Source organism: Pantoea sp. B_9, assembly GCF_008632015.1.
In the GTDB taxonomy this organism is placed as follows: Bacteria; Pseudomonadota; Gammaproteobacteria; order Enterobacterales; family Enterobacteriaceae; genus Pantoea; species Pantoea dispersa.
Window position 1 is genome coordinate 253,005 of record NZ_VWVL01000001.1, and the last position, 24,869, is coordinate 277,873.

Annotated in this window: 20 protein-coding genes; 8 read left to right on the top strand and 12 right to left on the bottom strand. The window is 59.1% G+C overall.

Going from position 1 to position 24,869, the window contains the following annotated elements; translation table 11 throughout:
• Nucleotides 1–107 precede the first annotated feature (107 nt).
• Nucleotides 108–974, top strand: a complete 867-nt coding sequence (locus tag F3I21_RS01225; protein ID WP_021505954.1) for a crotonase/enoyl-CoA hydratase family protein — start codon at nt 108–110, stop codon at nt 972–974.
• A gap of 15 nt (nt 975–989) precedes the next feature.
• Here the strand turns inward: F3I21_RS01225 and pdeR are convergent, their stop codons facing one another.
• The 5 genes from pdeR to F3I21_RS01250 form a co-directional block, all read right to left on the bottom strand.
• A complete protein-coding gene (gene pdeR, locus F3I21_RS01230) occupies nt 990–2,975 on the bottom strand; it encodes a cyclic di-GMP phosphodiesterase (RefSeq protein ID WP_058758614.1) in 1,986 nt (661 codons plus the stop codon).
• 153 nt (nt 2,976–3,128) lie between these two features.
• Nucleotides 3,129–3,425 carry a YbdD/YjiX family protein gene (locus tag F3I21_RS01235; RefSeq protein ID WP_058774631.1) on the bottom strand — a complete coding sequence of 99 codons (297 nt, stop codon included), beginning with the start codon at nt 3,423–3,425 and terminating at the stop codon, nt 3,129–3,131.
• The gene (locus F3I21_RS01240; RefSeq protein WP_021505957.1) at nt 3,418–5,484 is read right to left on the bottom strand and encodes a carbon starvation CstA family protein; all 2,067 of its coding nucleotides are present in this window, start codon (nt 5,482–5,484) and stop codon (nt 3,418–3,420) included. The genes F3I21_RS01235 and F3I21_RS01240 overlap by 8 nt, the downstream gene beginning before the upstream one ends.
• 184 nt (nt 5,485–5,668) lie before the next feature.
• A complete protein-coding gene (locus F3I21_RS01245) occupies nt 5,669–7,603 on the bottom strand; it encodes an exoribonuclease II (RefSeq protein WP_150057994.1) in 1,935 nt (644 codons plus the stop codon).
• A 126-nt stretch (nt 7,604–7,729) separates the two neighbouring features.
• A complete protein-coding gene (locus tag F3I21_RS01250) occupies nt 7,730–10,039 on the bottom strand; it encodes an FdhF/YdeP family oxidoreductase (protein WP_150057996.1) in 2,310 nt (769 codons plus the stop codon).
• Between the two features lie 247 nt (nt 10,040–10,286).
• Here F3I21_RS01250 and F3I21_RS01255 point away from each other — a divergent pair, with 247 nt between their 5' ends.
• Nucleotides 10,287–11,876: a PTS transporter subunit EIIC gene (locus tag F3I21_RS01255; protein ID WP_021505960.1), complete on the top strand. Its 1,590-nt coding sequence runs from the start codon at nt 10,287–10,289 to the stop codon at nt 11,874–11,876.
• Between the two features lie 188 nt (nt 11,877–12,064).
• The gene (locus F3I21_RS01260) at nt 12,065–12,961 is read left to right on the top strand and encodes a LysR family transcriptional regulator (protein ID WP_058758655.1); all 897 of its coding nucleotides are present in this window, start codon (nt 12,065–12,067) and stop codon (nt 12,959–12,961) included.
• Here F3I21_RS01260 and F3I21_RS01265 read toward each other — a convergent pair.
• The 7 genes from F3I21_RS01265 to sapA all read right to left on the bottom strand — a co-directional run bounded on the left by F3I21_RS01265 (nt 12,958) and on the right by sapA (nt 20,478).
• On the bottom strand, nt 12,958–14,088 hold the full coding sequence (locus tag F3I21_RS01265) for an oxidoreductase (RefSeq protein WP_150057998.1): 1,131 nt from the start codon (nt 14,086–14,088) through the stop codon (nt 12,958–12,960). The genes F3I21_RS01260 and F3I21_RS01265 overlap by 4 nt on opposite strands.
• A gap of 194 nt (nt 14,089–14,282) precedes the next feature.
• Nucleotides 14,283–15,071, bottom strand: coding sequence for an enoyl-ACP reductase FabI (gene fabI, locus F3I21_RS01270; RefSeq protein ID WP_021505963.1), 789 nt, complete (start codon nt 15,069–15,071; stop codon nt 14,283–14,285).
• A gap of 141 nt (nt 15,072–15,212) precedes the next feature.
• A complete protein-coding gene (gene sapF, locus F3I21_RS01275) occupies nt 15,213–16,016 on the bottom strand; it encodes a putrescine export ABC transporter ATP-binding protein SapF (protein ID WP_058758607.1) in 804 nt (267 codons plus the stop codon).
• Nucleotides 16,016–17,011 carry a putrescine export ABC transporter ATP-binding protein SapD gene (gene sapD / locus F3I21_RS01280; RefSeq protein WP_021505966.1) on the bottom strand — a complete coding sequence of 332 codons (996 nt, stop codon included), beginning with the start codon at nt 17,009–17,011 and terminating at the stop codon, nt 16,016–16,018. Before sapD ends, sapF begins: the two co-directional genes overlap by 1 nt.
• Nucleotides 17,011–17,901 carry a putrescine export ABC transporter permease SapC gene (gene sapC / locus F3I21_RS01285; RefSeq protein WP_104092980.1) on the bottom strand — a complete coding sequence of 297 codons (891 nt, stop codon included), beginning with the start codon at nt 17,899–17,901 and terminating at the stop codon, nt 17,011–17,013. The genes sapD and sapC overlap by 1 nt, the downstream gene beginning before the upstream one ends.
• The gene (gene sapB, locus F3I21_RS01290; protein WP_021505968.1) at nt 17,888–18,853 is read right to left on the bottom strand and encodes a putrescine export ABC transporter permease SapB; all 966 of its coding nucleotides are present in this window, start codon (nt 18,851–18,853) and stop codon (nt 17,888–17,890) included. Before sapB ends, sapC begins: the two co-directional genes overlap by 14 nt.
• 2 nt (nt 18,854–18,855) lie before the next feature.
• Nucleotides 18,856–20,478: an ABC transporter substrate-binding protein SapA gene (sapA, locus tag F3I21_RS01295; protein ID WP_150058000.1), complete on the bottom strand. Its 1,623-nt coding sequence runs from the start codon at nt 20,476–20,478 to the stop codon at nt 18,856–18,858.
• A 399-nt stretch (nt 20,479–20,877) separates the two neighbouring features.
• On the opposite strand from sapA, the gene F3I21_RS01300 reads away from it, so the two are divergent.
• From F3I21_RS01300 to pqqC, 5 genes are all read left to right on the top strand, one after another.
• Nucleotides 20,878–21,807, top strand: a complete 930-nt coding sequence (locus tag F3I21_RS01300; RefSeq protein WP_150058002.1) for an ABC transporter substrate-binding protein — start codon at nt 20,878–20,880, stop codon at nt 21,805–21,807.
• An 83-nt stretch (nt 21,808–21,890) separates the two neighbouring features.
• On the top strand, nt 21,891–22,910 hold the full coding sequence (locus F3I21_RS01305) for a dipeptidase (protein WP_223815637.1): 1,020 nt from the start codon (nt 21,891–21,893) through the stop codon (nt 22,908–22,910).
• 149 nt (nt 22,911–23,059) lie between these two features.
• Nucleotides 23,060–23,131: a pyrroloquinoline quinone precursor peptide PqqA gene (gene pqqA / locus F3I21_RS01310; protein WP_010617686.1), complete on the top strand. Its 72-nt coding sequence runs from the start codon at nt 23,060–23,062 to the stop codon at nt 23,129–23,131.
• A 55-nt stretch (nt 23,132–23,186) separates the two neighbouring features.
• On the top strand, nt 23,187–24,113 hold the full coding sequence (gene pqqB, locus F3I21_RS01315) for a pyrroloquinoline quinone biosynthesis protein PqqB (RefSeq protein WP_021505973.1): 927 nt from the start codon (nt 23,187–23,189) through the stop codon (nt 24,111–24,113).
• Nucleotides 24,110–24,865 carry a pyrroloquinoline-quinone synthase PqqC gene (pqqC, locus tag F3I21_RS01320; protein WP_021505974.1) on the top strand — a complete coding sequence of 252 codons (756 nt, stop codon included), beginning with the start codon at nt 24,110–24,112 and terminating at the stop codon, nt 24,863–24,865. Before pqqB ends, pqqC begins: the two co-directional genes overlap by 4 nt.
• Nucleotides 24,866–24,869 lie beyond the last annotated feature (4 nt).

Consider the following 24,869-nt stretch of genomic DNA (forward strand, 5'->3'; position numbering starts at 1 on the left):
GATCTCTCTGGATTTTACGTTATAAATCAAACTCTCATTTGGTCTGGCCTCACTCTGCATTACGCTGATGTGGCGTTTAACGCATCACATAAATAGAGGATGAGACGATGACAGTAATTAACCAACCAACCTGCCGCCTGTTTACCGAAGTCGGCCAAACCACACAGCTCGCCGCCTATTATGAGGAAGGTCGACATACCATGTGGATGATGCTGCGCGCGCAGCCGCGCCCCAGTTTCAACCACGAATTAATCGAGGAGATCATGAACCTGAGCTACGCCGCCCAGCGTTCCGGTCTGCCGATTGATTTCTGGGTGACCGGATCGCTGGTGCCGCAGATGTTTAACGCCGGGGGCGATTTGCGTTTCTTTGTCGAATGCATTCGCAACAACCGGCGTGAAGCACTGCGCGCCTACGCCCGCGCCTGTGTTGACTGCATCCATTCAGCGGCCCGCGGGTTTGACACCGGCGCAGTGACGCTGGCGATGATTGAGGGCAGTGCCTTGGGCGGCGGTTTTGAAGCGGCGCTGGCGCACCACTTCATTCTGGCGCAGAACAGTGCGCGTATGGGCTTCCCGGAAATTGCCTTCAACCTGTTCCCCGGCATGGGCGGCTACTCATTGGTGGCACGCCGCTCCGGGATGAAGCTGGCCGAAGAGCTGATCTGTGAAGGGGAGTCGCACAGCGCAGAGTGGTATGAAACCCGTGGTCTGGTCGACAAAGTGTTCCAGCCTGGTGACAGCTACCGCACCACGCGCACCTTCATCGATACGCTGCGGCCAAAACTGAATGGAGTCCGTGCCATGCTGAAAGCGCGACAGCGCGTGCTGCAGCTGTCACGGGCAGAACTGATGGATATTACTGAGGATTGGGTCGACTATGCTTTCACGCTGGAACCGAAAGATATTGCCTACATGGAACGTCTGGTACAGCTGCAAAATCGTCACAGCGCATCACTGCGCAAAGCCGGTTAGCAGTACGCTAAGACGTTAAACGCGGGCAGGATGCTTAGCCAGCCAATGCCCGAGCTGCTCTGCGGGCATTGGTTTCGCATAATAATAACCCTGACGCCCATCGACACCGTTGGTCAGCACAAACTTCTCTTCGGCTTTGGTTTCGATGCCTTCGGCAATGACCTGTAAATCCAGGGCTTTCGCCACGGCAACGATCGCGCGCACCAGCGACTGCGATACCGGTTGCTTGTTGATATTGCGCACAAAACTTTGATCCAGCTTAATCGCATCGATCGGCACGCGCGCCAGCTGGGAGAGCGAGGAGTAGCCCGTGCCGAAATCATCCAGATGCACCTGTGCGCCTAACTCCTGAAACTGTTTCATCAGCTTCAGCGCACCGGCCTCATTCTCGATCAGGCAGCTTTCCGTTAGCTCGATGTCTATCGGACACTCACTGATGCCCGCTTCGCTCAGCGCCTGTTTCAGGTCGCTGTAGATGCTCTGGTCGATCAGCTGTTTGGCGGAAACGTTCACTGCGACACGCAGGTAAATGCCTTCGCTGCGCCATTTAACGATTTGCTGCAGCACGTTCAGCATCACCCAGCGCCCGAGCGGCACAATCAGTCCGGACTCTTCCGCGTAAGAGATGAAATCGCCAGGCGGCACCAGACCGCGTTCAGGTGAATTCCAGCGCACCAGCGCCTCGGCACTGCGCACTTCGCCGTCGCGATCGATCTTCGGCTGATAGTGCACCACCAGATGATCCTGCTCCAGCGCTTTGCGCAGATTGGTATCCAGCCACAGATATTCAAATACGCGCTGGTTCATCTCGCTGGCGAACACGCAGAATTTGCCGCGCCCGTTCTCTTTAGCGTGGTACATCGCGGTATCGGCGTTACGAATCAGACTTTCGCGATCTTCACCATGCAGCGGGGCGAGGGCGATACCAATCGAGCAGCCGCTGTAGACTTCGATCAGCCCGATACGGAACGGCTGACGCAGCCGCTCCAGAATGCGTGAGGCCATCGCCTCCAGCGCCGCCTGACTGGTGTGCTCAGCCAGCACCACAAATTCATCACCGCCGAGGCGCGCCAGCGTCTGGTCCTTGCCGAGACAGCTGAGGATCGCCAGCGACACCGCCTGCAGCAGCTGGTCGCCAAACATATGGCCGTAGGCATCGTTTACCTTCTTGAAATTGTCGAGATCGAGGTAAACCACGCCGGTCTGGCTGCCGTTAGCCAGCTCCAGTGCCAGGCTAATTTGCTGATGGATAGCGTTGCGATTCGGCAGGCCGGTCACCGTGTCGGTATTGGCCATAACGCGTAAGCGCTCCTGCGCCCGACGCTCTTCGGTGATGTCGGTTCCGGAACAGATGAGGAAAATTTCATTTTTCCCGCTACCGCTGTGGACGAACTTATTACGAAACAGAAACAGTCGCTGACCTTTTCGGGTTTTAACCCAGCGCTCCACTTCGTAGGAGTTGCCGTCGCGAAAGAAGCCGGCGATATTGCGGCGCGACGCCTGCGCTTCCTGCTTGGTCATAAACAGCTGAAACACATTGCGGCCAATCACTTCCTGCTCTTTCAGGCCGGTGTACTCTTCGCTCAGGCGGTTAAAACGCTGAATGTTGCCGCGCTGATCGAGGATGACGATCACCGAATTCGCTTCAGACACCACCTGTTCGGCGAAGGAGAGACCAAGGGTTAAATCGCGCGCCACCGACGAGGTATCGCCCCAGGCGGATGCGGTACCGGCCCAGGTGGACTGATTGACTTTACGGCCGACAAAGTGCATCGGCACTGGCGAGCCGTGCAGTGAAAGGGTCAGGTTAATGCTGGAGGTAATTACCGTCATGGCACGCAGCAGACTGGCCTGAGCCGGCGTCAGGGGCACCGCCATATTGGTATTGGCATTTTCATCTTCGGCAAAATGCAACGCATCGCTATCTGAAGTTAAACGCCAATGAGGGCTGGTTGTGCCAAACAAGGTATATAGCAACGTTTGCCCTTGTTCATCGGTCATGGAAACTTCCTCCGGAGGAATGCGCAGCAGGGGTATCTCATTATTTTAGCAACAGTATTCAACCTCCTGCGCCAGCACAAGATGCAAACTGAATATATTTTTGTTTTTATTAAAGAATGGCACGAAAAAGCCCCGGATTCCGGGGCTGAAAGGTTAGCACGGGCACTTGCCGAGTTTGCCCGCCTGGCTGGGAAAACGCGCCTCCAGGCAGTAACGATGGAAGGCGCGCTCATCCATGGGGGTCTGTTCCGGATGTTTTTCGCGCATATGCTTCAGATAAGTTTGATAGTCGTGCACGCCCACCATTAACCGGAAGCTCTGCTGTAATCCCTGCCACAGACGCTGCCAGCGTGAGCGCGGCGCGGCAGGGGCGCGGGCAGCGAGCGGTAAGCACTGCTGAATTTGCCAGCCCGCGTGCGGCTTTTTCCAGCGTAAAATGGCCTCAGACATTTCGCACCTCCTGACGCAGTGACACGTCCGACTCATGGGTGGTCGGCACTGCACTGCGCAGCGCGCGCCGGATCACGAAGAACGCCGCAATCAGCATGGTTACCGCGACCAGCATGAAAAAGCCGCACAGCGCCGCGTTGATCTGGTTGCTGAACACGATGGTTTGCATGTCGGCCACGGTTTTCGCCGGTGCGATAATCACGCCCTCATCGAGACCTTTACGGAACTTACTGGCCTGCGCGAGGAAACCAATTGACGGTTTTTCATGGAAAATTTTCTGCCAGCCAGCGGTCATGGAGGTGATAAACAGCCAGGCGGTGGGCACAATCGTCACCCAGGCGTAACGCTGCTTTTTCATTTTGAACAGCACCACGGTACCGAGGATCAGCGCCATCGACGCCAGCATCTGGTTACCGATGCCGAACAGCGGCCACAGGGTGTTGATGCCGCCGAGCGGATCGACCACGCCCTGATACACGAAGAACCCCCAGCCGGCCACCGCTACGGTGGTACCGGCCATGTTCCCGAGCCACGAGCGGTTGTTAGCCAGTGAAGGTACCACGGTCCCGACCAGATCCTGCACCATAAAACGGCAGGCGCGTGTACCGGCATCCACGGCGGTGAGGATAAACAGCGCTTCAAACAGAATGGCGAAGTGATACCAGAACGCCATCATTGCACGGCTGTTAAACACCTCGGTGATGATATGCGCCATCCCGACGGCAAACGTCGGTGCGCCACCGGCGCGGGAGAGAATGGTGCTTTCGCCCACTTCGCCGGCGATACCGCTCAGCATCTCCGGCGTCACCACAAAGCCCCAGCCGTTAATTACCTGAGACGCGTTCTCCACCGTGGTGCCAATCAGCGCCGCCGGTGAGTTCATAGCAAAGTAGACGCCTGGATCGAGCACCGAGGCACAAATCAGCGCCATGATCGCCACAAAGGACTCCATCAGCATGGCGCCATAGCCGATGAAGCGAATATGGCTTTCGCGCTCCACCAGTTTTGGCGTGGTACCGCTCGACACCAGCGCGTGGAAGCCGGAGATCGCGCCGCAGGCAATGGTGATAAACAGGAACGGGAACAGCGCGCCGGAGAACACCGGCCCCGTGCCGTCGATAAAGCGCGTCACCGCCGGCATCTTCAGTTCTGGCATGGCGAACAGAATGCCCACCGCCAGCCCGATGATCACGCCGATTTTCAGGAAGGTGGAGAGGTAATCACGCGGCGCCAGCAGCAGCCACACCGGCAGCGACGAGGCAACAAAACCGTAGATCACCAGCACCCACGTCAGCTCGGTGCCTTTCAGGGTAAAAATCGGTCCCCAGTATGGATCGGCCGCCACGTCACCGCCGTAAATGATCGCCGCCATCATCAGCACAAAGCCGATGATCGACACTTCGGCGATTTTACCCGGACGCAGAAAGCGCATATACACGCCCATGAACAGGGCAATCGGAATGGTGGCGGCGATGGTAAACAGCCCCCACGGACTGTTAGCCAGCGCTTTCACCACCACCAGCGCCAGTGCGGAGAGAATAATGATCATCACACCGAGCGCACCGAGCATGGTGACCACGCCAGCGAACGAGCCCAGTTCCTGGCGCGCCATCTCACCCAGCGAACGACCGTCGCGGCGCGTGGAGATAAACAGCACCAGAAAATCCTGCACCGCGCCGGCCAGCATCACGCCGACCAGAATCCAGATGGTGCCGGGCAGAAAACCCATCTGCGCCGCCAGGATCGGCCCGACCAGCGGACCGGCACCGGCGATGGCGGCAAAGTGGTGGCCAAATAGCACCCATTTGTTGGTAGGAACATAGTCCAGCCCGTCATTGAAGCGCTCTGCCGGCGTGCGGCGCCGGTCGTCCAGCTCAAAAATGCGCCTGGCGATAAACAGGCTGTAGAAGCGATACGCGATGCTATAGCAGGCGACGGAGGCGATCACCAGCCAGACGGCATTAACGTGCTCGCCGCGACTGAGCGCCAGCATGGCGAACGCAGCCGCACCAATTAACGCCACCGCTAACCAGATCAATCCGGTTCTGACGTTGTTCATGAGTTAACTCCTTGTAGGGACCGGGAAAAAGGCGATCGGAATACAACAAGTTAAAAGTAATGTAATGAATTGTTAACGACAGGGAATCGGATCAGAAGTGTGAAGCGGGAAACAAATTTAACAACTGTTCAGGCGGGCGGGGAAAAATGCGGGATAACGGCTGTTATCCCGCACGATTTCATGCTCAGGCGGCCGGACGGGCCACCACGCTGCGTGTTTCCATGCGCACTTCGGCGATGGTTACATCAATCACATCGGTCACGCGGTAGGCCACTTCACCTTTGATCTGCACGGTGCCGCTCTCCTGCGAGCACACCAGTTCTTCACGCACGGCGTGAATGAACGGGGCAGGGATAAAGGCGACCGCACCGTTCTCCAGCAGGCGCACGCGCATGCCGCCGCGCGAAACGTCGATGATCTCCGCGCTGAATTTGCGGTCAGTGCCGGCAAACGGCGCGAGGAAGCGCGCGTACAGCCAGTCACCGACATCGCGCTCGGCCATGCGGTTGAGACGGCGACGCTCACTCATGATCAGGGTCACGTCATCCTGTGGCCGTGCAATGCTTTCGCCGCGCACGATAGCCTTCAGCAGACGATGGTTGATCATGTCGCCGAATTTACGAATAGGAGACGTCCAGGTCGCGTAGGCGTCGAGACCGAGGCCAAAGTGCGGGCCCGGTTCGGTGCTGATTTCGGCGAAACTCTGGAAACGACGAATGCGGCTGTCGAGATACTGGGTTGGCTGCGCATCAAGCTGACGACGCAGCTGACGGAAGCCTTCCAGCGTGGTAATGGCCTGCGGATCAACCGTGATACCGTGCCCGGCCAGTACGCCAGCCGCCTGTTCCGCGTTCGCCTGGTCGAAACCGGTGTGCAGGTTGTAGATACCGAAGCCAAGCTTCTCCTGCAGCACTTTAGCGGCGCAAACGTTGGCGAGGATCATCGCTTCTTCCACGATGCGGTTAGCGATGCGGCGCGGTTCCGCAATAATATCCAGCACTTCGCCTTTCTCACCCAGCACGAAGCGGTAGTCAGGGCGATCTTTGAACACCAGCGCGTGCGTCTGACGCCACTCGCCGCGCGCCAGGCACAGGCGATGCAGCAGGCGAATCTGCTGCGCGATGGTGTCATTTTCCGGCTGCCAGCTGCCGCTGTTCTCCAGCCAGTCCGACACTTCGTCGTACACCAGCTTGGCTTTGGATTCGATCCACGCGGCAAAGAAGTGGGCATCGTCAGCCAGGCTGCCATCCGGCAGCACAGTGACGCGACACACCAGCGCCGGACGCCTGACGTTAGGGCGCAGCGAGCAGACATCATCCGACAGTTCGCGCGGCAGCATCGGGATGTTAAAGCCCGGCAGATAGTTAGTGAAAGCGCGTCTGGAGGCCATCTTGTCGAGTTCGCTGCCGGCGGCAACGTAAGCGGTCGGGTCGGCAATGGCGATGGTCAGCGCCAGCTTGCCTTCTGCCAGCTCTTCAACATACAGCGCATCGTCCATATCTTCGGTGCTGGCGCTGTCGATGGTGACAAAGTTCAGCGCGGTGAGATCTTCACGCTGCAACTGTTCGTCCAGCATCTCGCCAAAGCCCACTTCCGGCGCTTCGCGCTCCAGATTGTGGCGCGACAGCGTGACCCACCACGGCGCAAGGTGATCGTCCGCGGTGACAACAAATTCGGTCAGTTCGGCATAGAAACCGCGATCGCCTTTCAGCGGATGGCGGCGCATCTCTGCCACGGCCCAGTCACCGTTCTGGAAATCGTGGGTCAGGCCACGCACCGCACGGCACTGAATCGCGTCTTTCAGCAGCGGATGATCCGGCACGATAGACAGGCGGTCATCTTTTTTCTGCACGCGGCCGACAAAGCGCGTCAGGAACGGCTCAATCAGGGTTTCCGGCTCCGCGCTCTCGCGGTCTTTATCAGTGTGGATCACGGCGGAAATGCGGTCGCCGTGCATCACTTTCTTCATCTGCGGAGGGGGAATGAAGTAGCTTTTCTGAGCGTCAACTTCGAGGAAGCCAAAGCCTTTTTCCGTGCCTTTCACAACACCTTCGGCGCGCGGGGTCTGCGCGTGAAGCTTCTCTTTCAGCTGCGCGAGCAGCGGGTTATCCTGGAACATAATATATTTAGTTTCGTGGCCTAAGAGCGGTGGACAGTTTTACGCGAATCAGGTCCGCGCGGCAAGGCTAAAACAGGCGAAAAAGCCGCTTTACGCGGCTTTTTACTTTCTGGTAACGCACAGAACTCAGGCGATACGCTGGGTGGGCGCGGCGGCGGTCAGCGCCAGCTTCACCGGTACCGATTTGGAGGTGGGCGTGCCGCTGCCGTCACCGTAGCTGGAGAGCGGTACCAGCGGATTGGTCTCCGGATAGTAGGCGGCGAGGTTACCGCGCGGAATATTATACGGCACCAGCTTAAAGCCGCTGACGCGACGCGTCAGACCGTCATTCCACAGGGTTTCAATGTCAACCAGCTGCCCTTCGCTGAAACCGAGCGACGCCATGTCGTCCGGATGGATAAACACCACTTCACGCTGACCGTACACGCCGCGATAGCGGTCATCCAGGCCATAAATAGTGGTGTTGTACTGGTCATGCGAGCGCAGCGTCTGCAACGTGAACGGCACTTCAACGTCATTGCCCAGCTGCGGGAACAGCGAGGTCGGCAGTGCCGCCGCGCTGAATTCTGCCTGACGCGATGGCGTATTGAAACGCAGTTCCGCGGCAGCGTTACCGAGGTAAAAGCCGCCGGGAATATCACACTGACGGTTAAAATCAGCGAAGCCGGGGATGGTCGCCGCAATGTGATCGCGAATGATGTTGTAATTAGCGGCCATGCCGAGCCAGTCGATGTGGTCGCTGCCCAGCGTTGCGTGCGCGATACCGGCCACAATGGCTGTTTCTGAGCGCTGCGTCTCCGCCAGCGGAATGCCGACACCTTCTGAGGCGTGCACCATGCTGAACGAATCTTCCACGGTGATGAACTGGTTGCCGCTGGCCTGGCGATCGCGCTCGGTACGGCCCAGCGTCGGCAGAATCAGGCCTTCGTGGCCCGGTACCAGATGGCTGCGGTTCAGCTTGGTGCTGATATGCACCGTCAGGCCACAGTGCTGCAGCGCTTCTTCGGTAACCGGTGAGTCCGGCGCCGCCGCGGCAAGGTTACCGCCCAGCGCAATCAGCACTTTGACCTCATCACGCAGCATGGCGTTGAGCGCTTCAACCGTGTTATGACCGTGTTCGCGCGGCGGTTCAAAAGCAAAATGTGCCCCCAGCGCATCGAGGAACGCTTTCGACGGTTTCTCGTCGATGCCCATGGTGCGGTTACCCTGCACGTTACTGTGGCCGCGCACCGGGCACAGGCCCGCGCCTTGTTTGCCGAGCTGGCCAAACAGCAGCTGCAGGTTAACGATTTCCCGTACCGTATCGACCGAGTGTTTGTGCTGAGTAATGCCCATCGCCCAGGTGATGATCACCCGTTCGGCGCTCTGGTAAATGGCGGCGGCTTCGCGAATCTGGGCTTCGCTCAGGCCCGACTGCTGCACGATCTGCTCCCAGCGGGTCTCGTCGACAGCCGCCAGATACTGCTCAACGCCCTGGGTGTTGGCGTCAATAAAGGCTTGATCGAAAATGCCTTTTTCACCGGCGGCCAGCCGTTTACGCTGCTCTTCCAGTAGCGCTTTAACCATGCCGCGCACCGCCGCCATATCGCCGCCGAGGTTGGGCTGATAATAGGCGGAGCTGATGTTGCCGGCCATCGACGTCACCACTTCCAGCGGCTTCTGCGGATCGGCAAAACGTTCCAGGCCGCGCTCACGCAGGGTATTAAAGGTGACGATTCTGGCGCCGTGATCGGCGGCGTGACGCAGGCTGTGCAGCATGCGCGGATGGTTGGTGCCGGGGTTCTGGCCAAAGACAAAAATCGCATCAGCGTGGTCGAAATCGTCCAGGCGAATGGTGCCTTTACCGACGCCAATGCTACGTTTCAGTCCGGTGCCGCTGGCTTCGTGGCACATGTTGGAGCAGTCAGGGAAATTGTTGGTGCCCAGCACGCGGCCAAACAGCTGGTACAGCCACGAGGCTTCATTGCTGGCGCGACCGGAGGTGTAAAGCTCCAGCTGATCCGGATGATCCATTGCCTGCAAATGCTGCGCGATCAGCGCAAAGGCGTCATCCCAGCTAATCGGTTCATAGTGATCGGTCGCGCTGTTGTAGCGCATCGGGTGGGTCAGACGGCCCTGATACTCAAGGAAATAGTCGCTTTGCTGATACAGAGTGCTGACGCTGTGCTGGGCAAAAAATTCTGGCTCGACGACGCGGCGTGTCGCTTCCCAGGTCACGGCTTTCGCGCCGTTTTCACAGAAGCTGAAGGTGCTCTTGTTATCATCGCCCCAGGCACAGCCCGGGCAGTCAAAGCCGCGCGCTTTGTTCATGCGCATCAGGTTACGCATGTTTTTCAGGGCGGCTTTACTGTCAAGGACAAAACGGGTGGTGGCTTCCAGCGAGCCCCAGCCGCCCGCAGCGGCGCGATAGGGCTGAATCTTACGTTTAAATTTCATGATAGTCGCAGGCTTATTGTTTATGAATTGTTATCAGAATATGACTTCTGTTGGTGAGAAGTGTGCGACTGACGGCAAAAGTTGTCTAATTGATTGACTTAATGGTGCGATAGTTAACGTTTATCGCGCGCCAGGGGTGAAAGCGTGATCGGCATCATAAATTATCCGCTACCGCGCGCCGGCGGGTAAGTGTGCGGCCAAATAGTGGCTAATAATTGCTCTTTCCGTTAGCAAAAGGGCGCGCTCCATGAAGCAACTTGCCAGTCAGGTTCACGCATTCGGCAAAGCCTTAATGATGCCGATCTCCGTCATTGCTGCCGCCGGTATCTTTCTCGGTCTGGCCGCCGCGTTGCAGAATCCGGCGATCACCGGTGAAGCATTTGCCAGTTTGCAGGTGCCGCAGTTGATCATCGGTTTTATTCGTAAAGTGGCGGGTGCGCTGTTTGCCAACCTGCCGGTATTTTTTGCCGTCGCCAGCGCAATTGGGCTGGCCAAAGCGGAGAAACCCACCGCCGCGTTTGCGGCAGTGATTGGCTATATCGCCATGAATGTGGGGATCAGCGCCACGCTGGCGGCGAAAGGGCTGACGGCGGCCACCACCACGCCCGAGGCGCTGCAGCAGGCGGGCATGGACCAGACCAGCGCCATGATGACGTCAGCCGAGTACATCGACATGCTCGGCATTTTTACCTACAACATGAGCGTGCTGGGCGGGGTGATTGCCGGCCTGCTCACTGTGATGCTGCACAACCGCTTCTATACCCAGCAGTTGCCCACGGCGATCAGCTTTTTTGGCGGGCGTCGCTTTGTGCCCATCGTGACGGTGGTGGTGCTGCCGCTGACGGGCGTGCTGCTGGCGCTTATCTGGCCAACCATCGGCCAGGGCATTGCGTGGGTCGGCCAGATGATCGGTAAAAGCGGTCAGTACGGTGCCTTTTTGCTCGGCGCCTGCGAGCGCCTGCTGATCCCGACCGGCCTGCATCACATCCTCAATGAAACCGTGCGCTTTACGCCGATTGGCGGCATGGCGACGGTGGACGGCCAGACCATCGTCGGCGCGCTGAATATTTTCAACACCTCGCTGACCCATCCCGGCGCGATTCCGGACGACACCGTGCGTACCGCCACGCAGTTTCTCGCCCAGGGCAAAATCCCGGTGATGATGTTCGGTCTGCCCGCCGCCGCGCTGGCCATCTATCACACCGCCAAACCTGAACATAAGCAGCGGGTCAAAGCGCTGGTGCTGGCCGGTGCGCTGACCTCGTTTACCACCGGCATCACCGAACCGCTGGAGTTCTGCTTCATCTTCGTCTCGCCGGTGTTGTACGTGATGCACGCGCTGCTGACCGGCCTGTCGTTTATGCTGATGTCGATGCTGCACCTGATGATCGGTAACGTGCAGGGCGGCGCGATTGATCTGCTGGTGTTTGGCATTCTCGGCGGCAGCAAAACCCACTGGTGGTGGACGCTGGTGCTGGGCGCCATTTACGCGCCGGTTTATTACTGGGGCTTTCGCCTGGTGATTACCCGGATGCAGGTCGAAACGCCGGGGCGTGAATCCGAAGAGGAAGCCAAACCGCAGCAGGTGGCGGCGGATGAACGCACCCGCGTGATCATCAGCGGGCTAGGCGGAGAGGCCAATATAGAGGACGTCGATTGCTGCTTCACTCGCCTGCGCGTGCGGGTCAAAGAGATGAAAGAAGTGGTGGATCAAACGCTGCTGTCGACCGGCGCTAACGGGGTTAATCGCGTCAGCGAGCACGATGTGCAGGTGATTTACGGGCCGCAGGTCGAGAAGATCGCTAACGAGGTGAAAAGTGCGCTCGGCGTCGCCTGATGCCGGGCGGTACCGTTAATCATGCGGGTCGCGACCGGTGGCGACCCGCCGCGTCTCCTTGTATATATCACCCGCTATCCGCCTGAGCAATCCGCCTGACAACGCAGAAATTTCTTCGCTGAGTGCGCGTTGGGGCGCGACGAGTTTTGCTACCATAACGCGATAAAAATTCGACGGTGGATAAGAAAATCGACATCAAGCAATTGATTTATCTGTGCAATCTGGAGCGCGAGCGCCATTTTGGCCGCGCGGCTGAGGCCAGCTTCGTCAGCCAGCCCACGCTCTCGATGCGGCTTAAAAACCTTGAGCGTGAGCTGGGGCTGTCGCTGATCAATCGCAGCAACAACTTTGACGGCTTCACGCCGGAAGGGGAACGCGTGCTGACGTGGGCGCGCGAAATTGTTTCGGTGTATCAGGGACTGAAGCTGGAAGTGGAGTCGCTCAAACACGGCGTCAACGGCACGCTGCGGCTGGGCGTGATGCCGCAGTGCAGCGTGGCGCTGCCGGCGTTACTGAAAGCGGTGGAAGCGCGCTATCCGCAGCTCGACTATCGCGTTTCTGCCATGAGCGCCGATCAACTGCTGGAAGCGCTTAACAGCCACACCGTGGACGGCGGTATCGGCTTTTTTGAGCTGACGTCACTGCGGGAACTGCATTTCCAGACCGCGCTGCTCAACGATCGCGGTGTCGAAGCCATTTTCCATCCCGATCACTTCCCGGCGCTGCTGCAGCATGAGCGGCTATCGCTGCACACGCTGGCGAGCCAACCGCTGTGCCTGGCCGAGCCCACGCGCTATTTCCGGCGTTACCTCGACGGACAGTTGCGTGAAACCGGCGTGCTGCCGCGGGTAATTGTGGAAAGCGCCTCGGTAATGCAGCTGATTCAGAGTGCGCAGGTTGGCCTGGGCGTCATGGTGTCGCCCTGCGGCCATCTGCTACCGGAAATGTTGCACCATCTGGCGCGCCGGCCGATTGATATCGCGCCGATGGGACGTCAGGCGGCGCTGGTGATTGCCGAGCCGGGCAGGGCGTCGCCGCTGTCGCAGCACTTCTTTGACGAAGCACGACGCCACCTGGCGGATTAGCGCGCTTCGCCCAGCGCCATCAGCAGTCGATCCTGCCAGCTGGCAAATGCCACCGCCTGCATCAGTGTGAACAGGCGCTCGCTGCCCCAGCCCGCATTTAACAGCGGCTGCAGATGGGCGGCACTGAAGCGCTCCGGCAGCCGGGTAAGCTGGGCGCTCAGCGCGATCACCTGCTGCGTCAGGCTGTCATCGCTGGCCTGATCCACATCGTGTAGCAAACGCGTGCGCCAGCCGTTCGCCAGCTGCGCGAACTGGCGTCGGCAGCCCAGTACGCGCGCGCTGACTGCCTGCGCCAGCTGTTCCTCTTCCCCACCATAAGCCTCAAGCCGCTGACGCAGCGTCGCCCAGCCATACAGCGCCTGGGCATCGTGCACCAGCAGCCAGACAGCGTCGTCGAGTCCGGCCATACCCTGACAAAAGGTCACCGCCGCCAGCTGGTCAGCGCTGGCATAGCGCAGCTCAACCGGCTTGAGGGCGTGCTGCCAGGCAGCAGCCTGACTGAACAGCACCGCATCGGCGTCGGTGGGCGGCGTGACGCCAGGGATCCAGCGCACCGGCAGGCCCATCATCGCCTGAAGCGCGGCGACCACGCGCGCCTGATAGCTGACGTAGCCTACTAGCTGGTTGAGCGTAACGATATCGGGTTCAGTCAGGCCTACCGCATCCAGCGCGCTGATGCTGCTGGCGGTAATCAGCTCCGGCTGCATCGCCAGCTGGCGCGCATACTGGGTGATTTGCGTCAGGCGATTATTGCTTTCGCGCGAAGAATCCGGTCCCGGCAGCGGATTAAGCCGCGCCGAGTAGTGATTGCACAGCCGCTGCACGCCAGCCACCTGTGCCACCGTGAGTGCGGTGCTGAGACGATCGTACAGCGTTAGCGTGTGGGTCAGCGAGGTGCTGACCACATCAGGCAGCAGGGTATGGCTCAGGTCGCGTGCCGCCTGTAGCACTGGCTGAAAGCGCTGCAGCAGCGGCTGCAGTGCGCTGGCTTCCTGCTGCAGGCCGAGCAGAAAACGGTCATCAATATGAGCGGCTTCGGGAACCAGGGGAGCAGCAGCGGACGTATGCGGGCGAGTCTGGCTTTCATAAAACCAGTGGTCATGGCCGGGAGAACGGCGGTGTTCCATGGTCATTCCTTTCGCAAAAAACGGACTGAGTGCACAACGGGCAAATCTGAAAAGCGCATCGCCACTCAAGGGCTAGCTTATCGTCGCTGAACGGCTGTCCACGGCAAAAGAATGATGGGGAATAATTAATAGCGTGTGGCTATAAGGCGGGGAGAGAAAAGAAAAAGGGCGAGCACCTGGCTCGCCCGCAGAACTTATTTCAGTTCCAGCTCGTTCATCGCGGCAATGCTGAAGCCGCCATCCACGTGCACTACTTCACCGGTGATACCACCCGCCAGGTCTGAACACAGGAAGGCCGCAGAGTTACCCACGTCTTCGATGGTGACGGTACGGCGAATCGGGGTAACCGCTTCGCAGTGTGCCAGCATCTTACGGAAATCTTTGATGCCTGATGCAGCCAGGGTACGGATTGGACCGGCAGACACGGCGTTAACACGCACGCCTTCCGGACCCATCGCGTTCGCCATGTAACGCACGTTGGCTTCCAGCGACGCTTTCGCCAGACCCATCACGTTGTAGTTCGGGATAGCGCGCTCTGCACCCAGGTAAGAGAGGGTCAGCAGTGCTGCGTTCGGGTTCAGCATCGCGCGGCACTCTTTGGCCATCGCCACAAAGCTGTAGGCGCTGATGTCGTGCGCGATTTTGAAGCCTTCACGGGTAACGGCGTTCACGTAGTCGCCATCCAGCTGGTCGCCCGGGGCGAAGCCGATGGAGTGAACAAAGCCGTCAAATTTCGGCCAGGTTTTTGCCAGTTCAGTGAACAGGGCAGTGATGCTCTCGTCTTCTGCCACATCGCACGGCAGAACAATGTCTGAACCCAGTTCTTTAGCGAACTCTTCCACGCGACCTTTCAGTTTGTCGTTCTGGTAGGTGAAAGCCAGTTCTGCGCCCTGTTTGTGCATCGCCTGCGCAATACCGTAGGCGATGGAAAGTTTACTGGCAACGCCAGTAATCAGAATGCGCTTACCGGAAAGAAAACCCATAGCTGTAATCCTTATGGTCATTGTTGTTGGCGGTCGCGATGATTAAAAATTGTGCGACCGACGTTAATCGACGTGCGGATTCTAGCACGTCTGTATCAAATGGGGTAAATCGCACCGCGTTTTCCGCTACGGCCGTAGCACTCAACGCTCGCGCCGCCACGCCTCGGCGGTTAACGCTTCGCCAAAATGGCTGGCAATCAGCCGCTTGGTTAAGTCGTGCAGCGGCGAGGCCAGCACGTCAGCGGTGCCGCCGCGCTCCACCACTTCACCCTGATGCATCACAAGCACCTGGTCGCTGATGTGCTTCATCATGCCAAGATGCTGAGTGACATAAATATAGGCGATGCCGTGTTTCTCCTGCAGCTCCAGCATCAGGTTCACCAGCTGCGAACGCATGGTCATGTCCAGCGAGGCGAGGGCTTCATCGGCGACAATCACCTTCGGCTGCAGAATCAGCGCGCGCGCCAGCGCCAGACGCTGCTTCTGGCCGGGGGCCAGCATGTGCGGATAATAGCCGGCGTGGTCGCGCAGCAGCCCGACCTGACGCAGCGTGGCAATGATGCGCTTTTCGCGTGCTTCATCATCAAGATCGGTATTCAGCCGCAGCGGAAAATCAAGGATCTGGCTGACGCGCTGGCGCGGATTGAGCGACGTCGACGGATCCTGAAAAATCATGCGAATCCGCTGGCTGCGGTAGCCGTAATCGCCATAAGAGAGCGGGTGATCGTCGATCAGCATCTCGCCTTCACTTGGCGCCACCATGCCGCTCAGCATCTTCGCCAGCGTGGATTTGCCCGAACCGTTCTCGCCGATAATGGCCAGCGTCTGCTTTTCGCGCAGGGTAAAACTGACGTTTTTCACCGCTTCAACATGCTGGCGCCGGAACAGCCCGGTGCGGTAGCGGTAGGTTTTGCTCAGGTTGCGCACTTCCAGCAGGGTTTCCATTATTGGCTCTCCATATTCAGCGGGAAGTGACAGGCATAAAGATGCGCTTTAGTGCCGCTCAGGCGCGGCGTTTCGATGCATTTACGCTGCGCGTAAGGGCAGCGCGGACCGAGACGGCAGCCAATCGGCAGATGTTCCAGCGACGGTATCGCGCCGGACAGCGTATTCAGGCGGCTTTTATGCGGCAGCGCGCGGCCAAAGTCGGGCATGGCGCGGATCAGCGCCTGCGTATACGGATGGTGCGGCGTTTCCATCAGATCGTCACTCTGCGCCGTTTCCACCGTTTGTCCGCAATACATCACGTTGATGCGGTCCGCCCACTGACTCATGGTGCGCAGGTCATGGCTGATCAGCAAAATCGTGGTGTTGTTATTCTGATTGAGGCGGCTCAGCAGACGGAAAATCTGCGCCTGCGTGGTGGGTTCCATGGCATTGGTCGGCTCATCGGCAATCAGCAGGCGCGGCTGATTGGCCAGCGCGATGGCGATCATCACCTTCTGACATTCGCCTTCGGTCAGCTCATACGGGAAGCTGCGCATAATGTCTTTGTGATCTTTAATGCCGACGCGGTGCAGCAGCTCAATGGCGCGCTCTTTGCGCCAGAACCACAGGCGCTGATACCAGCGGCCTTTAAAGGTCCAGCGTGGAATGGCCTGCATCAGCTGGCGGCCGACACTTTCAGAAGGATCGAGACAGGATTGCGGCTCCTGAAAAATCATCGACACGTTATGGCCAACGATACGCCGCCGTTCGCGCGGCGACAGGCGCAGCAGATCGATATCATCGAACACCATGCGGTCGGCGGTGACGCGCCAGTTATCTTTGGTCACGCCGCAGATGGCTTTCGCCACCAGACTTTTCCCCGAGCCGGATTCGCCCACCAGGCCACGCACTTCGCCCTCGTTTAGCGTCAGATTGATGCGATCGACCGCTTTCACCGGACCTTCAGCGGTCATGAATTCAATGGTCAGATTTCGGATGTCCAGTAACGGCATTATTCCACTCCCGCAGCGACGGCGCGACGGATGCCATCGCCCAGCAGGTTAACAATCAATACGCTTATCATCAGCGCGGCACCCGGCAGCATCACCGTCCACGGCGCCACGTAAATCAGCTCCAGCGCGTCACCCAGCATCGCACCCCATTCGGGCGAGGGCAGCTGCGCGCCGAGGTCAAGAAAGCCGAGCGCGGCGATGTCGAGGATGGCCATCGACAGCGAGCGGGTAAATTCACTGACCAGCAGCGGCAGAACGTTTGGCAGCACCGCATTCCACAGAATATTCAGGTTGCGCGCGCCATCCAGCCGCAGCGCCACAACATACTCTTTTTCCATCTCGTCATGCACTGCCGTGTAGATTTCGCGCACCAGACGCGGGATCAGCGCCAGCAGTACCGCCAGCATCGCATGCTCCAGCCGCGGGCCAAGAAAGGCCACCACGATAATCGCCAGCAGCAGAGAGGGAATCGACAGCAGCGTATCCAGCACGTGATTCATCACTGCCGAGCGCAAACCGTGGGTAATCCCCGCCAGCACGCCCAGCAGCAGCGCGCAGATTGCTGCCAGCACCGTAACCAGCAGCGCAGAGCCAACCGTCGGTGCCACGCCGCTCAGTAAACGGCTTAGCACATCGCGCCCGAGATCGTCAGTGCCGAGAAAGAAGGAGACATCGCCGTAGCGCGACCACGACGGGGGCAACAACTGATAGCCGAGAAACTGCTGGTCGATGCCGTAAGGGGACAGCAGCCCGCCGAACAGGCAGAGAAACAGCAGGATGCCGAAGCCGTACAGGCCAATCATGGCGCTGGTATCGCGATAAAAGCGCTGCCAGCTGAGGCGAAACGCACTCGGCAGCCGCTTCTCGGCGTAGATGTTATCTGAGGGCATACCACTCCTTGTGTTTCAGCGGATTGAGCGCCGCACCGATAATATCCGACAGTACGCTGACCAGAATTACCAGCCCGCCAACCACCATCACGCCTGCGGAGATCGCCGCGTAATCCTGCTGACGGATAGCGTTAATCAGCCAGCGCCCCAGTCCAGGCCAGTTGAACACCACTTCGGTGATCATCGCCAGCGTCAGCATGGTGGAGAATTGCAGGCCAAGACGCGGGATCACCGGCGGCAGTGCGTTGTGCAACACGTGACGGCGAATCACGGTGAAGCGCGACAAGCCGCGCGTTGCCGCTGCCTTGACGTAATTTTTATCCATCACGTCGCTGGTGCTGTTGCGCAGCAGGCGAATCACTTCGGTAGTCGGTGCCACAGCCAGCACGATCACCGGCAGGATCAGGTGCGTCAGCGCGCTGACCAGCATCTCATGCCGCCACGGTGAAGGGCTAAGCCAGGCGTCAATCAGGGCAAAACCAGTAATGTTCTGCACCGGATAGAGCAGGTCGAAACGGCCGGAAACCGGCAGCCAGCCCAGCGTCAGCGAAAACAGCAGGGTAAACAGCAGCGCCAGCCAGAACACCGGCATTGAGAAGCCAAGCAGCGCCAGCGCGCTGATGGCTTTATCCTGCCATTTATTGCGCATCACGCCGGCGCAGATACCGAGCGGAATACCGACCAGCAGTGCCAGCATAAACGCCAGCACGCACAGTTCCAGCGTGGCGGGAAACACCTCGCGCAGCTGTATATCAATTGCCTGACCGTTGGTGCTGGAGACACCGAAATCAAACTGCAGCAGCCCTTTAAACCAGAACCACCAGGCATCGAACAGCGAGGCGCCTTCCAGCGGCGCGTTGGGCGTGAAATAGCTCAGGCTGAAACTCACCAGCGAGAGTAAGAACAGGGTGATGATCAACAACAGCAGGCGACGCAACAGATAGATAATCATGCTTACTCCTCGCCGTGCTCATCGCGGTAAACCCCGGCGAACGAGGCATTACCGAAGGGACTCAGCACCAGGCCTTTAATATCGTGCCGGTAAGCCTGCAGGCGCAGCGACGACGCCAGCGGCAGCACCGGCAGCGCCTGCGCCAGCATCTGCTGGGCGCGATCGTAGCTATCGATACGCGCCGACAGCTGCTGCGACAGCAGCGCGCGCTGCAGCGCCTCATCAAACGCCGGCGAACACCAGTGCGCGTAATTGGTCTGCGAACGAATCGCCGCACAGCTCAGCAACGGGCGGAAGAAACTGTCCGGATCGTTACTGTCGGTGGCCCAGCCGGTCAGGGTTAAATCGTGGTTCATGGCCATCAGCTGTGCTTCCTGAAAACGTCCCTCGACCGGCGCGATGGTGACGCGCACGCCCACCTGCGCCAGATCCGCCTGCAACAGCTCGGCGGTTTTGAGCGGGCTGGGGTTCCACGACATCGAGGTGGTCGGCACCACCAGACGCAGATGCAAATCCTCAATGCCCAGCGCTTTTAGTGCCTCACGCGCTTTTGCCGGATTGTATTCCGTCACGCGCGCATCATTATCGTAAGCCCACGAGGCGCGCGGCAGAATCGAGGCTGCGGTTTCCGCCGTGCCGTAATAAATCGACTCCATCAGCCGCTCGTTGTTGATCGCCAGCGCCAGCGCATGGCGCACTTCCGGACGGTCGAGCGGCGGTTTGCGGGTGTTAAACGCCAGATAGGCGATGTTCATGCCAGGACGCAGCATCATGCGCAGGCGCGGATCGTCGCGCAGAATCGACAGCTGGCTGGCGGCCGGGTAGGCCAGTACGTCACACTCGCCGGTCAGCAATTTCGACAGGCGGCCAGTGCCGCCTACGCCGAGGTCGATCACCACCTGTTGCAGACGCGGCACGCCTTTCCAGTAGTGCGGATTGCGCGCCAGACGCAGATATTGCCCGGTGCGGTACTCACTCAGCTGGAACGGGCCGGTGCCCACCGGCTGGCGATCCAGCTGTTCCTGCTGGCCTGCCGCGCTCAGCTGGCTGGCGTACTCCTGCGACAGCACCGGCGCGTAATGGGTGGCGATATGCCACAGGAACGAGGCGTCCGGGCTGTTGAGGCGGATCTCTACCGTATCGTTATCCAGCTTCTTCACGCTCTGCACCGAGTCGGCAAACTGCAGGCTGTCGAAGTAGGGATAACTGCCGCCGTTGACGTTATGCCACGGATGCTGGCGATCGAACATGCGGGCAAAGCTAAAGACCACATCGTCGGCGTTCATTTTGCGCGTCGGCGTAAACCAGTTGGTGTGCTGGAACGAAACATCTTTGCGCAAGTGGAAGCGGTAAGTCGCGCCGTTATCGCGCACTTCCCAGCTCTGCGCCAGGTCGGGGATCAGGCGATAAGTATAAGGGTCGACGTCGAGCAGGCGGTCATACAACTGTGCCGCCAGCGTATCGACCACCAGCCCGCTGCTGACCATCTGCGGGTTGAAGGTGTTAACCGTGCCGTTCACGCAATAGACAAAGCCGCTGTGGCGGATAGAGTCCGCGGGCGCGGCGAGCGCAGAGGCACTCAGGACGCTGAGACCAAGCAGCAGCGCGGGGAATAATTTTGGCATAGAACTCAACGATTCTCGGGCAATAGCGAGAGTGTATCGCAAAGCACGCGCACTCCCCAAATCCGCCGCGCATCTGCGCTTTTTTTACCCAATGGGCGACGGGGGTAAGCACAAGCTTAGTGTGGAAATGAGAAAAATTCTCAATTAGAGCTTTACAGATGATAATAGGAATGATTATTATTCTTCTGCGCTTCGACGGTGGCTCTACCGAAGAAGAGCACGACATTGCTCACATTGCTTCCAGTATTACGTTGCCCGCACCTCGTGTTGCGGGCTTTTTTTTGCGCCATCGTCAGCCGCGCATCGTTATGTTCCTTCCGGCAATCCTCATGCGAAATCGGCATCGGTCATTTGTTACGCGCAGGGTAGTCTGGGCTTTTCATCTGCAGAGAAATGATAATGAAAAGAGTGACTTTAACGATGCTGTTACTGGCCAGCGGCAGCGTCGCGGCGCACGGTGTTACCCTGCGCATTGCCGATCAAAAGGGCAACATGCGCGCCGAGCTGGAAGCAGCGCAGCAGCTCAACGATCTCTCCTACCGTATCGAATGGGCGGAATTTCCGGCCGCCGCTCCGCTGGCCGAAGCCCTGAATGCCGGGGCGGTTGATGCCGGTATTATTGGTGATGCGCCGCTGCTGTTCTCGATGGCCGCAGGTTCGCAGGTTAAAGCGGTGGCCGTCAGCAAATCCACCCCGGCCGGGCTGGCGGTTCTGGTTGCGCCGGACTCACCCATCAAAACGCCGCGGGATCTGCGCGGTAAACGCATCGCTACCGGGCGCGGGTCGATCGGTCATTTTATCGCGCTGAAAGCGCTGGAAAGTGCCGGGCTGAGCGATAAAGCGGTCAGCTGGCGCTTTCTCACGCCTGCCGATGCGCGCATTGCGCTGGCGAGTGGTTCCGTCGATGCGTGGGCAACCTGGGATCCTTACACCGCGCTGGCAGAAGTAACGCATACCGGGCGCGTGCTAATCAACGGCGCGGGGCTCTCCAGCGGCAACAGCTTTCTCGCCGCCACCGATGCGGCACTGAGTGACGCCAGTAAACGTGCGGCGCTGCAGGATTATATTAACCGGCTGGCGGCCGCTGACCGCTGGGCCAATCGCCACGTTGAGGCGTATTCCGCCAGGCTGGCGAAAATCATCGGTTTTCCTCAGGAGGCTGCCGCCAAATCTTTTGCCCGACGTCAGTCACACTGGCAGAGTATTGACGACCACACCGTACAACAGCAGCAGGAAACCGCCGACTTTTATCAAAAGTACGGCCTGATTGCTCAGCCACTCGATGTCAAGCCGACCTTTTATCGCGGTCTGCAGGTGGCACAGCAGTAACCCTTTGTGCGTCGGCATTTGGCGAACAGGCGGGATGCGCGTAGCATGGCGGCATCAAATCCGTGGCGGATAACCCAATGTTAATCAAAACCTTTGATGGTCATAATGACCTGTTGCTCAACCTGTGGTTGCATCATCGCGACGATCCGGCCGCTGCCTTCTTTACCGGTATCGAAAAAGGACACCTCGATTTTCCGCGCATGCAGCAGGGCGGCTTTGCCGGTGGATTGTTTGCGTTGTTTGTGCCGCCGCAGCGCTACGTCAGCGAAGTGGCGCCGCACCTGGCCGGTGAAGCCTGGCAGCCGTTGGAGATCCTGTGGCAGCAGCTGGAGATTCTGAAAACGCTGGTTGCCCGTTCTGACGGCCGGGCGCGCCTGTGCCTCAGCACCGCCGATATCGCCGCCTGCCGGCGCGACGGCGTGCTGGCGATGGTGGCGCACATTGAGGGCGCGGACGGTTTTGACGGCGACGGCGCCGACCTTGCCGCCTTCTGGCAGGCGGGCGTGCGCAGCATCGGTCCGTTCTGGAATCTGGAAAATCGCTTTGGCGCTGGCGTCACTGGCGCATTTCCCGGTTCGCCGGATAGCGGTCCGGGACTAACCGCCGACGGCGAGCGGCTGATCGCGCTGGCGAATCAGCAACGCATGATGATCGACGTGTCGCACATGAATGAAAAAGCGTTCTGGGACACAGCCCGGCTCTCATCCGCGCCGCTGGTCGCCAGCCACTCGAATGCGCACACGCTGTGCGCACAGCCGCGCAACCTCACCGACGACCAGCTGCGGGCGATACGCGATAGCGGTGGCGTGGTCGGCATTAATTTCGGCAACGCCTTTCTGCGCGCCGACGGTAAGCGCGACGATGATGGCGGCTTGATCGAAATTGTTAAACACTGTGAGCATCTGATGACTATTATGGGAAGCGATCACGTCGCGCTGGGGTCGGATTTTGACGGCATCAGCGTGCCCGCAGAGCTTAAAGATGTCACCGGTTTGCCGCGGCTGTATGCGCTGATGCGCAGTCTCAACTATGATCAGGCATTGCTGGAACAACTTGCCTGGGGCAACTGGCAGCGGGTATTGCACCAAATCTGGCAGGCGTAAGTGTATTTCCTTACGCAATCAGGGTTGATCTGCTCGCTACATTGGCGCAACATCGCCCCGCGTTATCCATTGCTGGCGGAAGCTTTGTTTTTGTCGCAATGTTTTTAGCAGAGCCTGCTCTGCGTTTTAAGACTATGAGGAAGAATATTATGTGGAAAAAACCTGAGTTTGTTGACCTGCGTCTGGGCCTGGAAGTAACGCTGTACATCTCCAACCGCTAAGACGTCCTGCCCGCCGTTCGTGCGGGCATTTTCTTTTCCTGCTTCGGTCCTTCACATGTTTATTAAAGTCCTCGGTTCGGCGGCTGGCGGTGGCTTTCCGCAGTGGAACTGTAACTGCGCCAACTGCAGCGGGCTGCGTAACGGCACGCTCCAGGCGCAGGCGCGCACCCAATCCTCAATCATTGTCAGCGATAACGGTACCGACTGGGTGCTGTGCAACGCTTCGCCGGACATCAGCCAGCAAATTGCCCGGACACCGGAACTGGTGAAACACGGCGTGCTGCGCGGAACGGCAATTGGCAGCATTATTTTGACCGACAGCCAGATCGATCACACCACCGGTCTGCTGAGCCTGCGTGAGGGCTGTCCGCATCAGGTATGGTGCACGCCGGAAGTGCATGCCGACCTCACCAGCGGCTTCCCAATTTTTACGATGCTGCAGCACTGGAACGGCGGCCTGCAGCATCGTGCGCTCACGCCGCTTGAGCCGTTTCGCGTTGACGTCTGCGCCAGCCTGCAATTCACCGCCATTCCGATTCTCAGCAATGCGCCACCGTATTCGCCGTATCGCGATCGTCCGCTGCCGGGACATAACGTGGCGCTGTTTATCGAAAACACCGCCAGCGGGCAGACGCTGCTGTATGCGCCAGGCCTCGGCGAACCGGATGCGGTGATTATGCCTTGGCTGCAAAAAGCCGACTGCCTGCTGATCGACGGCACCGTGTGGCAGGATGATGAGCTGCTGACCACCGGCGTCGGCAAAAATACCGGCAAAGCCATGGGCCATCTGGCGCTGGCGGAAGAGCAGGGGCTGATGGCGCTGCTGGCCGCGCTGCCGGCCAGACGCAAAATTCTGATTCACATTAACAACACCAATCCGATCCTCAACGAGCATTCGCCGCAGCGCCAGTTCCTGACGCAGCAGGGCATTGAAGTGAGCTGGGACGGCATGGCGATTCATTTGCAGGAGTCCGCATCGTGATCATTACCGAGGCGTTGTCACCCGAAGCCTTTGAACAGGCGCTGCGTGCCAAAGGCGCGTATTACCATATTCATCATCCTTACCACATCGCGATGCACAACGGTGCCGCGACGCGCGAGCAGATTCAGGGCTGGGTGGCGAACCGTTTTTACTATCAGACCAATATTCCGCTGAAAGATGCGGCGATCATGGCCAACTGTCCGGATCCGGCAACGCGCCGTAAATGGGTTCAGCGTATCCTCGATCACGACGGCCGTAACGGTGAGGAAGGCGGCATTGAAGCCTGGCTGCAGCTGGGAGAAGCGGTTGGTCTCGATCGCAAAGTCTTGCTGTCAGAGAAGCTGGTGTTGCCGGGCGTACGGTTTGCCGTTGATGCCTATGTCAACTTTGCGCGTCGCGCCAACTGGCAGGAAGCAGCGTGCAGCTCGCTCACCGAGCTGTTTGCCCCGCAGATTCATCAGTCGCGCCTCGACAGCTGGCCGCAGCACTATCCGTGGATCAAAGAGGAAGGCTATTTCTACTTCCGCAGCCGCCTGAGCCAGGCGAACCGCGATGTGGAACATGGCCTGGCGCTGGCGCTGGAAGTCTTTACCAGCGCTGAGCAGCAGAATCGTATGCTGGAGATCCTGCAGTTTAAACTCGACATTCTCTGGACCATGCTGGATGCCATGACCATGGCATACGCGCTGCAGCGTCCGCCGTACCACACGGTGACCGATCAGGTCGCCTGGCACAGTACAAGACTGGTGTAATCAC

Excerpts from the sequence above, each read along its gene's own strand:
- F3I21_RS01225 (WP_021505954.1), top strand. The coding sequence starts at position 108 with ATGACAGTAATTAACCAACCAACCTGCCGCCTGTTTACCGAAGTCGGC.
- pdeR (WP_058758614.1), bottom strand. The coding sequence starts at position 2,975 with ATGACCGATGAACAAGGGCAAACGTTGCTATATACCTTGTTTGGCACA.
- F3I21_RS01235 (WP_058774631.1), bottom strand. The coding sequence starts at position 3,425 with ATGTCTGAGGCCATTTTACGCTGGAAAAAGCCGCACGCGGGCTGGCAA.
- F3I21_RS01240 (WP_021505957.1), bottom strand. The coding sequence starts at position 5,484 with ATGAACAACGTCAGAACCGGATTGATCTGGTTAGCGGTGGCGTTAATT.
- F3I21_RS01245 (WP_150057994.1), bottom strand. The coding sequence starts at position 7,603 with ATGTTCCAGGATAACCCGCTGCTCGCGCAGCTGAAAGAGAAGCTTCAC.
- F3I21_RS01250 (WP_150057996.1), bottom strand. The coding sequence starts at position 10,039 with ATGAAATTTAAACGTAAGATTCAGCCCTATCGCGCCGCTGCGGGCGGC.
- F3I21_RS01255 (WP_021505960.1), top strand. The coding sequence starts at position 10,287 with ATGAAGCAACTTGCCAGTCAGGTTCACGCATTCGGCAAAGCCTTAATG.
- F3I21_RS01265 (WP_150057998.1), bottom strand. The coding sequence starts at position 14,088 with ATGGAACACCGCCGTTCTCCCGGCCATGACCACTGGTTTTATGAAAGC.
- fabI (WP_021505963.1), bottom strand. The coding sequence starts at position 15,071 with ATGGGTTTTCTTTCCGGTAAGCGCATTCTGATTACTGGCGTTGCCAGT.
- sapF (WP_058758607.1), bottom strand. The coding sequence starts at position 16,016 with ATGGAAACCCTGCTGGAAGTGCGCAACCTGAGCAAAACCTACCGCTAC.
- sapD (WP_021505966.1), bottom strand. The coding sequence starts at position 17,011 with ATGCCGTTACTGGACATCCGAAATCTGACCATTGAATTCATGACCGCT.
- sapC (WP_104092980.1), bottom strand. The coding sequence starts at position 17,901 with ATGCCCTCAGATAACATCTACGCCGAGAAGCGGCTGCCGAGTGCGTTT.
- sapB (WP_021505968.1), bottom strand. The coding sequence starts at position 18,853 with ATGATTATCTATCTGTTGCGTCGCCTGCTGTTGTTGATCATCACCCTG.
- sapA (WP_150058000.1), bottom strand. The coding sequence starts at position 20,478 with ATGCCAAAATTATTCCCCGCGCTGCTGCTTGGTCTCAGCGTCCTGAGT.
- F3I21_RS01300 (WP_150058002.1), top strand. The coding sequence starts at position 20,878 with ATGAAAAGAGTGACTTTAACGATGCTGTTACTGGCCAGCGGCAGCGTC.
- pqqB (WP_021505973.1), top strand. The coding sequence starts at position 23,187 with ATGTTTATTAAAGTCCTCGGTTCGGCGGCTGGCGGTGGCTTTCCGCAG.